Consider the following 12896-nt stretch of genomic DNA (forward strand, 5'->3'; position numbering starts at 1 on the left):
CCTACGGGGTAGGCCCCGAGCAGTCATGGCACGCTGGTATCCTTCATGCCATGAACGACTATCCCACCCGTATTGCTTACGCGCAGGCGTTGCAGATTCTGCACGCCGTCGCCGGTGCCAATCGTCCGCCCGACGAAAACATTGCCACCGCGCGTGCCGATGGCCGCATCTGCGCTGCCGATCTGATCGCGCCGCTGGCGTTGCCGCCATTCGCCAACAGTGCGATGGATGGCTTTGCATTGCGGCATGCCGATCTGGCTAGCGCGCAGACGCGCTTGCAGCTTGTCGGCGAGCAGTTTGCCGGCGAGCAGTGGGGCGGCACGCTGGCCGAAGGGCAATGCCTGCGCATCACCACCGGTGCTCCGCTTCCGGCAGGGGCCGACACCGTGGTACCCAAGGAAGACACCGAAGAACGCGACGGCGTGGTCACCATCCGGTCCACACCAAGCGCGGGTGCATCGGTGCGCTTGGCCGGCAGCGATGTGCGTGCAGGCGATCTGGTGATCCAGACCGGGCAGGTGCTGACTCCCGCGCGCATCGGACTGGCTGCGGCGCTGGGCATGTCGCGACTGGCGGTGGCACCGCGGCCGACCATCGCGGTGCTGGCCACTGGCGATGAGTTGGTGGAGCCGGGCATGCCGCTTGGCCCCGGCCAGATCTACAACAGCAACCGCGACATGCTGATGGCGCAGCTGCGGGCGCTGGGCTATGCGCCGACCGCGTGGCCGACCTTGCCGGACGATCCGCAGCGCATCCGCACCATGCTGGAAGATGCGGCGGCCGCCTTCGATGTGGTGATTACCTGCGGCGGTGTGTCGGCTGGCGAAAAGGATTATCTGCCGGGACTGATCCAGGAGTTGGGGCAGATCCATTTCTGGCGTGTGCGCATGCGTCCGGGCATGCCGGCGGTGTTGGGGCAGATCGGGCGCTGCCTGGTGTTGGGGCTGCCGGGTAATCCGGTGTCTGTCCTGGCAACGTTGATCGCCTACGGTGTGCCGTTGCTGGACGGGTTACAGGGACGCAGCGAGCCGCGCCCGGTGTGGCACGCCGCGCTGGCCAGTCCCTGGGAAAAACGTCACGAGCGCCTGGAATTCCTGCGCGGCCGCTTGGAATGTGGCACCGACGGACGTCTGAGCGCGCAGCCGCATCGTGGCGACGCTTCGCATCTGCTGCGTGGCGCGGCCGACAGCAATGCCCTGATCGTCCTGCCGGAGCAGGCGCGTCGCTTCGAGGCGGGCGAGATCGTGCGGGTGATTCCGTACGCGCTGTAGGCAGATGACCAAGAGCGGCTCACTCAACGTGGTGAGCAGTCGTCAAGTGGGTATGGACGGCGCGCTCAGAATCGGTGTGTACGAGTGATTCCGCGCACGGGCCGCGCTTGCCTGGCGGCTACAAGGTCGTTTTACTAGCTGCTCTAAATGACTCGTCTGCGCGGCGACGCTGCTGTCGTGAGGGCAAGAAGGAAGCGTTGCGGAGAACGTGTGCCGCTTAGCTTCGCCGCGCTGCAAAAGCCGCTGTGGTACGCAGGCGCCCGAGGTGGGTTCGCTCAACGCGCTAGCGCGTCAATCGACGTTGATTGGCCGCCGAGTCGCGCCGGCGCATCTGCGCCGCTATCGCAATCAGGGCGCTGATCGGACGTTGCAGACCTGCAATGCCGCTTTGAAAGCTGTGGTCAGCCGACTGCGCTGCCGCAAAAGGACGCGTAGTCCGCATAACCGGGAAATGCGACACCCGGCGCGCACACCGGGCAGTGCGGATCGGGCGGCAGGCGGATCTCGCGAAACCGCATCGACAGCGCGTCGAAGCTGAGCAGGCGGCCGCTCAGGCTGTCGCCAATGCCAAGTAGCAATTTGAGCGCTTCGGTGGCTTGCAACAGACCGATCACGCCCGGCAGCACGCCGAGTACGCCGGCTTCCGCGCAGCTGGGGGCAAATTCCGGCGGCGGCGGCTCGGGGAACAGGCAGCGGTAGCACGGCGCCTGCCCGCGATGGCGGCCGGCATCGAACACGCTCACCTGGCCTTCGAACTGTTGCACCGCGCCGTAGACCAGTGGCTTGCCGAGTTTGACGCAGGCATCGTTGAGCAAATAGCGCGCCGCAAAGTTGTCGGCGCCGTCGACCACCACATCGACATCCTGCAACAACGCTTCCACGTTGTCGGCGGTCACGCGTGTCTGCACCGCCTCGACGTGCACGCGCGGATTGAGCGCGCCGATGCGCTGCGCCGCCGAGGCGACCTTGGCAGTGCCGACGCTGTCTTCGGTATGCAGGATCTGGCGCTGCAGATTGCTGCGGTCGACGACATCGTCGTCGGCCAGGCGCAGGTGGCCGACGCCTGCGGCAGCGAGATAAAACGCAGTCGGCGAGCCCAGCCCGCCAGCGCCGATCAGCAGCACGCGCGCACGTGCCAGCCGCTGCTGGCCTTGCAGGCCGACCTGCGGCAAGCGCAGATGCCGCGAGTAGCGCTCAAGAAAATCCTGCTCGTCCGCCGGCAGGGTCGGGCGCACCAACGGCAGGCCATCGCTCATCCATGCAGTGGTCCCTCCCAGCACCGATGCCACCTGCATGTATCCCTGTGCACGCAACACCTCGGCCGTGTGCGCGGAGCGTTTGCCACTCTGGCAGATCAACAGGAGTTCGCGTGCTTGGTCGGGCAGATGCTGGGTGGGTGCGGTTTCAAGATCGTGTTGCGCAATCGCCAACGCGCCTTCGGCTTGGCCGCTGGCGCGCTCATGCAGGTGCCGGATATCGATCAACAAGGCGCCTTGCAGGGCGCGTGCACGTGCATCGGCGGGGGAGATGTCATGGCTGCTCATGGCGCCATTGTCGCGCAAACATCGGGGGTTTGATGTGCAGCGGCTGACAGCGGGAATCGAGCGTACCCAGGCCGATCCTCTGGCCTTCGAGTGCGGTGTCGAAGAACCCTTTACAACGCCATCTTGGCGATCACTGGACGAAGTCTTCTGCAGGTATGGCCCGCACCTGGCGCAGAAATTCTGCGGCACGCTTCCGGCGATCAACTGGAGCAGATCGATCAGCATCGCGAAGTGGCTGGACCTTGCGTTCAATCACGAGCTCAACAACAACCTGACGTTGCTGGCCGGAGCGCGCAAGTGACTAGGAACCACGACCAATCACTGCCTGGGTTACCAGCGCGCAGATTTCCCACGCGAGATTGCAGCGCTGGCGCGTCCGTAGCATTGCGGATTTTCGTTCCGCCGATGACGTTGCCTGCTGCATTGTCATCAGGCTCACCCAGGCGGCGGTAGCGTAGCGCAATGGTCTTGCGTTGGATGTTCGACAGGCAGATGCGGCCGGTCTCTGGAATTTGCGTGTTCGCGTCAACGCGCAAGTTATGCGCCGTCCGAATCCACCTGAGCATTCTTCGCCACGTCTTATCACCCGCGTTTGGCTACAGAAGGAGATCTTGATGACACCCGATATCGATGCGCAGTTGAAACAGCTGGCAGAACATTTGCCTGAGATTCGCAGCCAGCATCCGGACGATTTTTGGGAGGTGTTCCACGCACTTGCCGAGAAAATTACTGCTGCTGCCCAGTCGCAGGAAGAGGCCGCGCAGATTGTTAAACGGATCGATGGAATTCTGGCCGCCAATCAGCTTGGGCCAGCAGACCCTGGGGCGTGAGATCGCCGCTGCTCGGTTGCCAATCGCGGGCGATAGCGCATGAGTTGGTGCGACCTATCGATCGATGTGCATGTCTTGCGTGATTGAAAGCGGCGCTGCGTCAGCACTGCCTCGGCGCTGGTTTCGTCTTCATGCTGCTGCTTGTTCGTGATGCACGTATCCGGTTTCGCCTCGGTGAAGCGCGGTGCGCTGCGTAGTGCGTGCGGGGGCATCGTATGGTTGTGTGTGCGACCGCATCGCCAAACGCCGGTCTCCCAGGCGTGGTAGCAGACCGGTGAAGGCGAGACTGGCACCTTCTCGCATGCCTGGCTTGATGCCTCGCCTGTCATGGTCGGGCGCATGCAGCGAGGCGTGTGCGCCCGTGCATACCTGCGCGGCAGCTTCACCTCGCTTGGGCATCGCCTTCATGTGACCGCCGCCATGCTGCGAGTTCATCGAGCGCGCAACAAGCTGGCATTTCCATGGCAAGCACCACACGCAAGATCGCCACCTTCAACGTCAACGGAATCGCCAGCCGGTTGCCGCACCTGCTGGGATGGCTCACGCACGAGCAGCCGGATATTGTGGGTCTGCAGGAGCTGAAAGCCACACAAGAGGCGTTCCCGGAGCAGGCGGTTCGCGATGCTGGCTACGGTGTGATCTGGCAGGGACAGCGCGCCTGGAATGGCGTTGCCTTGTTGGCGCGCGGCGCCGACCCTGTCGAGATTCGCTGTGGCCTGCCCTGGGACCCGAGCGACACCCAGAGTCGCTATCTGGAAGCGGCGATTCATGGAGTGGTGGTGGCGTGTCTGTATTTGCCCAACGGCAACCCGCAGCCTGGTCCGAAATTCGATTACAAGCTGGCCTGGTTTCAGCGTCTTATCCGGCATGCAAAGACGTTGGTGGAGTTGCCGCATCCGGTGGCCTTGATCGGCGACTTCAACGTCGTTCCGACCGATGCGGACATCTACGACCCCAAGGGTTGGCGTAAGGATGCATTGCTGCAGCCGGAAAGCCGGCAGGCGTACCAGACGCTGCTGGAGCAGGGCTGGACCGATAGTCTGCTGGCAGTGCATGGCGATGCGCCGATCTATACGTTCTGGGATTATTTTCGCCAGCATTTTGCGCGTGATCGCGGGCTGCGTATCGATCATCTACTGCTCAATCGCGTATTGGCGGCCGGCTTGCAGGATGCGGGCGTAGACAAATGGGTGCGGGCCCTGGAAAAGGCCAGCGATCACGCGCCTACCTGGATCAACGTGCGGGTACCGAACGCGATCGCCGAGACCATGGCGAGCGATGAAACTACATCGACGGCACGCAAACGTGGGGCGACGAAAAAAACGCCAGTGCGCAAGCCGGCAGCCAAGACGGCGGCGAAAAGCGGTTCAAAGCGCGCTGCGAAGCAGTCCGCTACGCGAGTGCTAGCGAAAAAGAAGGATGCAACGCGCACGCCGGCAATCAGTTCCGCAAACGCTGGCAACGCAGCAGCGAAGAAGGCTGTGCGCACCGTTGGCAAGACGTGACGGAAACGGTTACGCCATGCATCCGGTTACCAGCTGGTTGCTGTGCCAAGCCAATCACGCCGTCGCGCTACAACGCTTGCGAATGAGGGTGGGGTACGGAAGTACGGTTTCAGCATCTTTCTCTGGCACTGCGCTGTATTCCAGGTAGAACGGCACTGCAGATCACACACTGCACGGGCGTTGATCCTTCAGTCGATGCATGTTTGTGCAGTCGACACTCAGAGGCTCCGCCAGCCACTCCTCAGTCAATGCCATCCAGGCGACGCTGTTTGATCCGCTGCGGCACATCGCCGGTGCTTACAGTCAGCAGGGCCAGGGCATTGCTGAGGATAGACGCCGGATTGCCAACCAGCGCGCTGTAAAGGTAGATCGATCGCAGCGCCCAGGTTATGGCGCTACCAGAACGCCACTGCCCACGCTGTACCGGCCACGCTGCAGGCCGGTATCCTAGCCAGGTCATCCACCGGTCGGCATCGCATTGCTCATGATCAGCTACGCCGAAGCACTTGCCATCGTGCACCAGCAGGTCGCCACGCTAGCCAGCGAGTGGGTGCACAGCGCCGATGCCGAGGGCCGTGTACTTGCGCAGGCGTTGTCGAGCCCGGCCGAACTGCCACCATTCGATAACAGCGCCATGGATGGGTTTGCCATCGCCACACAGGGGCTTGGTGCTGCAGCAGGCAGCGAGCATGTGGTGGCGGGCACGGTCGCAGCAGGGACAGATGCCGGTGCGGCGGAGTTGGGTGCGGCGTGGGAGATCATGACCGGTGCTGGCGTACCTGCGCATGCCGATGCGGTGGTGCCGATCGAGCAGGTGGATATTCTTGCCCACCACGACGCACGCCCCAGCCGCATCCGGCTGCGTGCGGATGTGCGTGCGGGGCAGCACATCCGCTGCCGTGGCGAAGATGTTCGCCTGGATGATGTCGTGATCGCTGCGGGTACGGTGCTGCGTGGTGCGCATTTGATGTTGCTGGCTGGTCTGGGATGCGCGCAAGTTCGGGTCGTGCGGCGACCACGGGTTGCGCTGATCGCGACCGGCCGCGAGTTGATCAGCGACCCCACGCAACCGCTGCAGCCCGGACAGATCCGCGATGGCACCAGCAGTTATCTGCGCAGCCAGGTGCACGCAGCGGGTGCGGAGTTGGTGTGGCAAGGGCAGGTGGGTGACGACGATGCGGCGTTCGACGCCGCACTTGCACAGGCGCGCAACGCTGGCGCCGACGTGATCTTGAGTACGGGTGCGGTGTCGCGCGGTCGCTATGATTTTGTGCCCGATGCACTGGCACGGCACGCAGCGCGCCTGCTGTTTCACAAGGTCGCCGTGCGACCGGGCAAGCCGGTGTTGCTGGCACGGTTTGCCGACGGCGTTTTGTACGTGGGCTTGCCGGGTAATCCTATGGCCAGCGCGGCCGGGCTCCGGTTTTTTGTCGAACCGGCCTTGCGCGGATTGCTGGGCATGCCGGACGAGCGCGGCCTGCGCGTGGCATTGGAGACGCCGCTGCAGGCGCGGCCGATCTGGCGCCAGCATCTGCGTGCGCGTTTGTACTGCAACGCGCTGGGCGCGCTGTGTGTGCAGATCCTGCCGCAGCAGGAATCGTTCCGGGTGGCGCCCTTGCTGCAGGCCAATGTCTGGGCGGTGCTGGAGCCGCAGGACGACGCAGCTGCGCCACATACGACCGCGGAGGTGTTCGGCCTGGGCCATCTGCAGCCGGCAGCACCGGTGTTGATGGCATGAGCCGGCACGCGGACCGCACGACAGGCGCGTGCACGGCATGAGCGCCGCATCTCCATGGACTGGTGTGGTGCTGGCCGGCGGCCGCTCGTCGCGGATGGGGCAGGACAAGGCCATGCTGCTTTGGCGCGGGCGTCCATTGATTGCGCAGATGCAGGAGCTGCTACGCGATGCGGGTGCGCAGGATGTGCTGATCAGCGGCCAGCGCCCGGACTATGACGGCATCGCCGACGCGCAGCCGGATCTGGGGCCGCTCGGCGGGTTGGTCAGCGTGATCGATCAGGTCGCCGATCTGACCACGCTGGTGGTGGTGCCGGTGGATATGCCGCTGCTGTCCTCGCAGTTGATCGCGCGGCTACTGACACCCGCGCAGCAGCGCTGCGTCGCCTTCGACGAGCAGATGTTGCCGATGCGCCTGTGCATCGACGCCACCGTGCGTGAAGCGTTGTCGACGTTGATGCATGGTGCTGCAGCGTCACGCTCGCTGCGCGCCCTGCAGCGTTCACTGCAGTGCCATCGCGTGGCTGTCACAGACAGCGAACGCGCCGCGTTCGTCAATTGCAATACGCCCGAGCAGTGGAGTCAGCTCATTCATGAAAATCCAGATTGAAGGTCAGAACGTGCGGTTCCGTATCGACGAAGACGAACTGGCTGCTTTGCTTGCCGGGCGCAGTGTCGACAATCTCAGCCGCTTGCCAAGCGGGCAGGGCGCGCGGTTGGTTCGGCATAGCGTCAGCCTGACCGGCGGTCACGCTGCGTGCAATTGCGCCACCGATCACTGGCAATTGCTGGTGCCGCGCGACGCGCTGGAGCAACACGCCCGCCAACTTCCGAGCCGCGAGGGATTGAGCTTCAGTTTCGATGCGGGCGCCGGGCATGCAGAACACATGGCGCTGCACGTGACCTTCGATATCGATGTGCGCGACAGTGCGCGCAAGCGGTTTCCGAAGGAGTGAGTTGACGTCTTAGATGCGCCGTTGCTGCATGCGCGTGATGGGCCGACACAGGGATGGAATGCGGTAAGCGCTCGTCCTGCGGTTTGCCCAACACCGCCACGGCGGCAGCCTGCTTGCGACTTGAATCGGCTTAAAACGTAGTGAGCAGTCGTCAGGCGGGTAAGTACGGCACACCGGAAGCTGATTGCATGAGCGATACATACGTACTCCGAGCACCGACCGCGCCCGCCTGGGTGCTGCGTAGACGTTTCTGTCAGCCGCTCTTGGTCACGGCGTGAGCCGCTTGCACCCTTCGGTGCAAATGCCTGGTACGCGCTCGCAGGCCAGTCCGCGTTCCTGTAGTGCGGCTTCGATCGGGGCCGCTGCCATAGGGCAGTAGCCGGTACCGCTGCGCAGCGCGACCACATGCAGGCCTTCGCTTGCCAGTTCCAGCAGCAATGCGTGCTGTTCCTGGGGCTCGGGCGGCAGTGCGCGCCGCGAGGCGTCGCGGCGGGCCAGCTCGACTACCGCGTCGGGCACATCCGCGCCGACCAGCAGCACATCGGCCAGATTCATTGCACGCAACGCCTTCAAGGTCAGCAGCCCTGGATCGCCGGGGCCGGTGCCGACCAGCTGCACGCTGCCGCGCGCCGGGACGGTGCCAGCGTCGTCCAATGCCGCGTTGAACGCAGCCTCAGCTGCGGCATCGTCGCCGGCCTGCAGCAGCAACGGCACCTGCCCATCGATCACGCGATCAAACCAACGCCTGCGCCGGTTCATGTCGGGAAATTCGCTGCGGATACGCTCGCGATGGCGCGCAAACAAACCAGCGAAGCGGCCCACCGATGCATCCAGCTCGCGCTCGAGCCGCTCGCGCAGGCGGCGTGCCAGCATCGGCGCCGCACCGGCCGATGAAATGGCGATGACCAACGGGTCGCGATCCACGATCGCCGGCACCTGATACGTCGACAGCTCGGCATCGTCCACCACGTTGACCAGCCGCTGACGCGCCCCCGCGGCCGCAGCGACGCGTTGATTCAAGTCGGTGTCGTCGGTGGCTGCGACCACCAGCCACACCGTGTCGATCCAGGCCGGATCGAACTCGCCGCCCAGCTGCTCGAAACGCCCGGCCTGCATCAACTCCGCAAGCTCGGGCGACAGCGCGTGCGCATACAGGCGGATCTGAGCGCCTGCCTTGAGCAGCGCGAGCACCTTGCGCGTGGCGACCTCGCCACCGCCGATCACCAGCACGGCACGCCCCTGCAGATTTGCGAACAACGGGAACAACGGCATCAGGCCCACTCCAAAATGATGACTCGCACCAACGGCATGTTGCATGGCACCATCGGGCCACGTCCACACGCCTCGCCGCCGCCAATGCGTGTTTTGCTGGTCAACGATACCGAAAAGCCCATTGGCGAACTGCGCCAGGCGTTGACGCGCGCCGGCTACACGGTGCTCGACGATGTGGCATCGGTCGGTGCGTTGCTGCATGCGGTGCAGAGCCAGCAGCCGGATGTGGTGGTGATCGACGTGGATTCGCCGTCGCGCGACACGTTGGAGCAGTTGTCGATGCTGCATACCCACGCGCCGCGCCCGGTGGTGATGTTTTCCGGCGATGGCGACGACGCGCTGATCCACGCTGCGGTGGGTGCAGGTGTCACCGCGTATGTGGTGGATGGCCTGGCGCCGGCGCGGCTGGCGCCGATCGTGCAGGTGGCGCTGGCCCGGTTTGCGCACGAAAGCAGCATGCGCAAGCGCCTGGACGATGTGCAGCAGGCCTTGCAGGACCGCAAACAGATCGACCGCGCCAAGGGTCTGCTGATGGAAAAACGTGGCCTCAGCGAGGCCGATGCGTACGCCGCGCTGCGCCAGCAGGCGATGAAGCAGGGTGTCAAGCTGGCCGAAGTGGCGCGACGCATCGTGGCCATGGCCGAGTTGTTGGGATGAACAGATGAGCCAAGCCGACCTCCCCGTATTACGCGTGGCCTACATGCCGCTGATCGACTGCGCGCCGTTGATTGCCGCGCACCGGCTGGGCCTGGATCGCGTGCACGGCCTGCAGCTGGACCTGCACCGGCAAGCCTCCTGGGCCGGCGTGCGCGACCGTCTGCTGGCGGGCGAGGTGGACGCAGCGCATGCGCTGGCCAGCCTGGTGTATGCCATCGATTTGGGCGTTGCCGGGCCGCAGTGCCCGATGGCGTTGCTGATGACGCTCAACCACAACGGTCAGGCGATCACCATGGCGCCGGCATTGGCGCAGGCGCTTGTCGACGGCCAGGCGCTGCCGCAGATACTGAAAAACCTGGGACGACGCGCGGTGTTTGCGCAGACCTTTCCCACCGGCACGCACGCGTTGTGGCTGTATTACTGGCTGGCCGCGGGCGGCGTGGACCCGATGCGCGATGTCGATGTGCTCAGCATTCCACCGCCGCAGATGCCCGACGCCCTGGCCAGTGGATTGATCGACGGCTACTGCTCCGGGGAGCCCTGGGCGGCCGTGGCGCAGGCGCAGGGCAGCGGCGCGCGGGTGATCCGCAGTGGTCAACTGTGGCCCGGCCATCCCGAAAAGGTACTGGCCTGCCGGCGCGAGTTTGCCGCCTTGCAGCCGGAGCTGACCGAGCAATTGACCACCTGCGTGCTGGAAGCGTGCCGCTGGCTGGATGCCTCCGCGGACAACCGCGCGCACTGCGCGCAGTGGTTGGCGGAGCCGCAGCATATCGGCGTGTCGGCGGCGCATCTGGCAGCGTGCCTGGATGCCGATGCAGATGCCGATGGTCTAGCGCGCGATGCCACTGCGCTGGCGTTCCATCGCCACGGCACGGTGAACATGCCTTGGCTATCGGATGGCGAGTGGTTCCTGCGCCAGTTCCAGCGCTGGGGATGGCACGACATCCAGGACGACGATATCGCCCGGCTGCGCGACATCCATCGATTGGACAACTATCGCCGTGCTGCGGCGCGCGTGGGGGTGGCTGTGCCGGAAAGCGATCATCGGCGCAATCGGTTGTTCGATACACCCATAGGCGACTGACACGGTTTTCTTGCAGGGCCCTTACCCGCCCACCATCGCGGGACACGCTGTGCATCCGTCCACGGAGGCCCTTATGCGGCATCCATGCCGCATAACGTCCCGCGACGGTAGGCGCGCAAGGACCAGAGGAGAGGGTTGGTGTATTGGTCTTCAATACAGCGACCGACCAACGGTCTGGCGCGGTGTCCTCGCCGCTTGCGGGACCGTGTGGCGGCATGGATGCCGCCACGGAGCGTCCAGAGATGGATTCACAGCGTGTCCCGCGAGCGGCGAGGGCACCGGGCGCTCGACGCAGTCAGTAGTTGCCTGTCCCTATAACGACGCGACTCATCGACTTATCTTCTGCATCGCACTGCTTGGACAGCGCAGATGCATCCACTGCGGAGCCGTAGGTCCACAGCTTCGCTGCGGCGCACGCGATGGGTGCAACATGTTGATCTTGCCTAGGTAGCAACCTGGATGGCCGGCGCACGCTATTGGTGCGTAGCCGCACGAAAGACGGGAGTGGCGAGCTGCATCTGTCCACCAGAAAGCCGCGAAGCATTCGCGTGAAATTCAATGAAACGTCAATTTTTCAATGGCTTGCAGCAATGTGATGTGTTGATGAAAAAGTTGGCACGCTGATTGCGTAGCAGTCACGTGCAGGTACAACGGCGTGCCTGCAACAACACGTACACGGTGCAGCGGCTCAACGGCGATCCGCACGCATCCAGGACAACGGCGTCCTTCCGGTTTACCGGAGGGACGCCGTTTTTTTTTTGGCCATCGCATTCGAAGAGGTCTCTATGCAGCGCTCGTTCTGGCGATCCGGGCACACGCCCACCTTGTTCGCATCCTTCCTGTATTTCGACCTGAGCTTCATGGTGTGGTATCTGCTCGGGCCGTTGCAGGTACCGATTGCGCAGGCGCTGGGATTGGATACGCAGCAGCGCGCCTTGATGGTGGCGGTGCCAATCCTGTGTGGCGCAGTGCTGCGCCTGGTGCTGGGCATGTTTGCCGATCGCGTCGGTGCAAAGCGTGCCGGCGTACTCGCGCAGCTCGCCGTCATCGCCGCGTTGTTCGGTGCCTGGCAACTGGGCGTCAACAGCATGGGGCAGGTGTTGATATTGGGTGTGCTGCTCGGCATTGCCGGCGCCTCGTTTGCAGTGGCATTGCCGCTGGCATCGCGCTGGTATCCGCCCGAGCATCAGGGCACTGCGATGGGCATTGCCGGTGCAGGCAATTCCGGCACGGTGCTGGCCGCGTTGTTCGCGCCGATGCTGGCCGCCGCATTCGGCTATCAAAACGTATTTGGACTGGCGTGCATCCCCTTGGTGCTGACGCTGATCGTGTTTGCGTCGATTGCCAAGGAAGCGCCCACACCGGTCGCACGCAAGCAATGGGCCGACTACGGCCGCGTGCTGGTGGGCAACCGCGATGCATGGCGCTTCATGTTTTTCTACGCGATCACCTTTGGCGGGTTTTCCGGCTTTGCGAGCGCGTTGCCGGGCTACTTCCACGACCAGTTCGGCTTCGACGCGCGCACTGCCGGTTGGGCGACTGCGGCCTGCGTGCTAGCCGGTTCGGTGATGCGGCCGCTCGGTGGCGTCATTGCCGATCGCGTCGGCGGCACACGTGCCTTGCTGACGGTGTATCTGCTGGTGGCCGTGCTGGTGGGCATTGCCGGATTCGGTGCGGGTGGTGCCACGCTCACGCTGGCGTTGTTTGTACTGACCTTGCTATGCCTTGGCGCTGGCAATGGCGCTGTTTTTCAGCTGGTTCCGCAGCGATTTGGCCAGGACATCGGGGTGATGACCGGCTTGATCGGCATGGCCGGCGGCATCGGCGGGTTTGCGCTGGCCGCGAGCCTGGGCGTGCTCAAGCAACACACCGGCAGTTATGCATTGGGCATGTGGCTGTTCGCCGCTTTCGCTCTGGGTGGCTGGGCGCTGCTGGCCGGGGTCAAGACCCAGTGGCGCAGCGAATGGTCTACCGCCGGCGCGGCGCGCGTCTGACATGTCGACAGGAATCCAGGCAATGAAGCAACCCAGACTCGTCGTCAT

12 protein-coding genes and 1 other RNA gene are annotated in these 12896 nt (G+C 64.4%); 10 read left to right on the top strand and 3 right to left on the bottom strand.

Annotation, left to right across the window (positions count from 1 at the left end; translation table 11 throughout):
• Positions 1 to 50 precede the first annotated feature (50 nt).
• The gene (locus ABQU90_RS17290; RefSeq protein ID WP_323522962.1) at positions 51 to 1271 is read left to right on the top strand and encodes a molybdopterin molybdotransferase MoeA; all 1221 of its coding nucleotides are present in this window, start codon (positions 51 to 53) and stop codon (positions 1269 to 1271) included.
• Positions 1272 to 1287: 16 nt separating this feature from the next.
• Here ABQU90_RS17290 and ABQU90_RS17295 read toward each other — a convergent pair.
• Together ABQU90_RS17295 and moeB are read right to left on the bottom strand one after the other, a co-directional pair.
• A non-coding RNA gene (locus ABQU90_RS17295) (sX9 sRNA) lies at positions 1288 to 1364 on the bottom strand.
• Positions 1365 to 1672: 308 nt separating this feature from the next.
• On the bottom strand, positions 1673 to 2815 hold the full coding sequence (moeB, locus tag ABQU90_RS17300; protein ID WP_323522961.1) for a molybdopterin-synthase adenylyltransferase MoeB: 1143 nt from the start codon (positions 2813 to 2815) through the stop codon (positions 1673 to 1675).
• On the opposite strand from moeB, the gene ABQU90_RS17305 reads away from it, so the two are divergent.
• From ABQU90_RS17305 to ABQU90_RS17330, 6 genes are all read left to right on the top strand, one after another.
• Positions 2799 to 3116, top strand: a complete 318-nt coding sequence (locus tag ABQU90_RS17305) for a hypothetical protein (protein WP_323522960.1) — start codon at positions 2799 to 2801, stop codon at positions 3114 to 3116. The two genes, moeB and ABQU90_RS17305, sit on opposite strands and share 17 nt — an antisense overlap.
• A 313-nt stretch (positions 3117 to 3429) precedes the next feature.
• Positions 3430 to 3645, top strand: a complete 216-nt coding sequence (locus tag ABQU90_RS17310; protein ID WP_323522959.1) for a hypothetical protein — start codon at positions 3430 to 3432, stop codon at positions 3643 to 3645.
• A gap of 461 nt (positions 3646 to 4106) precedes the next feature.
• The gene (xth, locus tag ABQU90_RS17315; protein WP_323522958.1) at positions 4107 to 5150 is read left to right on the top strand and encodes an exodeoxyribonuclease III; all 1044 of its coding nucleotides are present in this window, start codon (positions 4107 to 4109) and stop codon (positions 5148 to 5150) included.
• Positions 5151 to 5634: 484 nt separating this feature from the next.
• The gene (locus tag ABQU90_RS17320) at positions 5635 to 6888 is read left to right on the top strand and encodes a molybdopterin molybdotransferase MoeA (RefSeq protein WP_323522957.1); all 1254 of its coding nucleotides are present in this window, start codon (positions 5635 to 5637) and stop codon (positions 6886 to 6888) included.
• A 37-nt stretch (positions 6889 to 6925) separates the two neighbouring features.
• Positions 6926 to 7495 (top strand): molybdenum cofactor guanylyltransferase, encoded by a 570-nt coding sequence (locus ABQU90_RS17325; protein ID WP_323522956.1) that lies wholly within the window; start codon positions 6926 to 6928, stop codon positions 7493 to 7495.
• Positions 7479 to 7841, top strand: coding sequence for a hypothetical protein (locus ABQU90_RS17330; RefSeq protein WP_055854335.1), 363 nt, complete (start codon positions 7479 to 7481; stop codon positions 7839 to 7841). Before ABQU90_RS17325 ends, ABQU90_RS17330 begins: the two co-directional genes overlap by 17 nt.
• Positions 7842 to 8108: 267 nt before the next feature.
• Here ABQU90_RS17330 and ABQU90_RS17335 read toward each other — a convergent pair whose 3' ends face one another.
• Positions 8109 to 9113 (bottom strand): NAD(P)-dependent oxidoreductase, encoded by a 1005-nt coding sequence (locus ABQU90_RS17335; protein ID WP_323522955.1) that lies wholly within the window; start codon positions 9111 to 9113, stop codon positions 8109 to 8111.
• A gap of 84 nt (positions 9114 to 9197) precedes the next feature.
• On the opposite strand from ABQU90_RS17335, the gene ABQU90_RS17340 reads away from it, so the two are divergent.
• The 3 genes from ABQU90_RS17340 to ABQU90_RS17350 all read left to right on the top strand — a co-directional run bounded on the left by ABQU90_RS17340 (position 9198) and on the right by ABQU90_RS17350 (position 12848).
• Positions 9198 to 9770 (top strand): ANTAR domain-containing response regulator, encoded by a 573-nt coding sequence (locus tag ABQU90_RS17340; RefSeq protein WP_055854586.1) that lies wholly within the window; start codon positions 9198 to 9200, stop codon positions 9768 to 9770.
• Between the two features lie 4 nt (positions 9771 to 9774).
• A complete protein-coding gene (locus tag ABQU90_RS17345; protein ID WP_323522954.1) occupies positions 9775 to 10854 on the top strand; it encodes a CmpA/NrtA family ABC transporter substrate-binding protein in 1080 nt (359 codons plus the stop codon).
• A gap of 824 nt (positions 10855 to 11678) precedes the next feature.
• Positions 11679 to 12848 (top strand): nitrate/nitrite transporter, encoded by a 1170-nt coding sequence (locus ABQU90_RS17350; protein ID WP_193552886.1) that lies wholly within the window; start codon positions 11679 to 11681, stop codon positions 12846 to 12848.
• Positions 12849 to 12896: the final 48 nt, after the last annotated feature.

Origin of the sequence: Xanthomonas sp. WHRI 10207, assembly GCF_040202975.1 — a bacterium.
Taxonomy (GTDB): domain Bacteria; phylum Pseudomonadota; class Gammaproteobacteria; order Xanthomonadales; family Xanthomonadaceae; genus Xanthomonas.

Excerpts from the sequence above, each read along its gene's own strand:
- ABQU90_RS17345 (WP_323522954.1), top strand. The coding sequence starts at position 9,775 with ATGAGCCAAGCCGACCTCCCCGTATTACGCGTGGCCTACATGCCGCTG.
- ABQU90_RS17320 (WP_323522957.1), top strand. The coding sequence starts at position 5,635 with ATGATCAGCTACGCCGAAGCACTTGCCATCGTGCACCAGCAGGTCGCC.
- ABQU90_RS17335 (WP_323522955.1), bottom strand. The coding sequence starts at position 9,113 with ATGCCGTTGTTCCCGTTGTTCGCAAATCTGCAGGGGCGTGCCGTGCTG.
- ABQU90_RS17305 (WP_323522960.1), top strand. The coding sequence starts at position 2,799 with ATGTCATGGCTGCTCATGGCGCCATTGTCGCGCAAACATCGGGGGTTT.
- ABQU90_RS17290 (WP_323522962.1), top strand. The coding sequence starts at position 51 with ATGAACGACTATCCCACCCGTATTGCTTACGCGCAGGCGTTGCAGATT.
- ABQU90_RS17325 (WP_323522956.1), top strand. The coding sequence starts at position 6,926 with ATGAGCGCCGCATCTCCATGGACTGGTGTGGTGCTGGCCGGCGGCCGC.
- ABQU90_RS17340 (WP_055854586.1), top strand. The coding sequence starts at position 9,198 with ATGCGTGTTTTGCTGGTCAACGATACCGAAAAGCCCATTGGCGAACTG.
- ABQU90_RS17310 (WP_323522959.1), top strand. The coding sequence starts at position 3,430 with ATGACACCCGATATCGATGCGCAGTTGAAACAGCTGGCAGAACATTTG.
- moeB (WP_323522961.1), bottom strand. The coding sequence starts at position 2,815 with ATGAGCAGCCATGACATCTCCCCCGCCGATGCACGTGCACGCGCCCTG.
- ABQU90_RS17330 (WP_055854335.1), top strand. The coding sequence starts at position 7,479 with ATGAAAATCCAGATTGAAGGTCAGAACGTGCGGTTCCGTATCGACGAA.
- xth (WP_323522958.1), top strand. The coding sequence starts at position 4,107 with ATGGCAAGCACCACACGCAAGATCGCCACCTTCAACGTCAACGGAATC.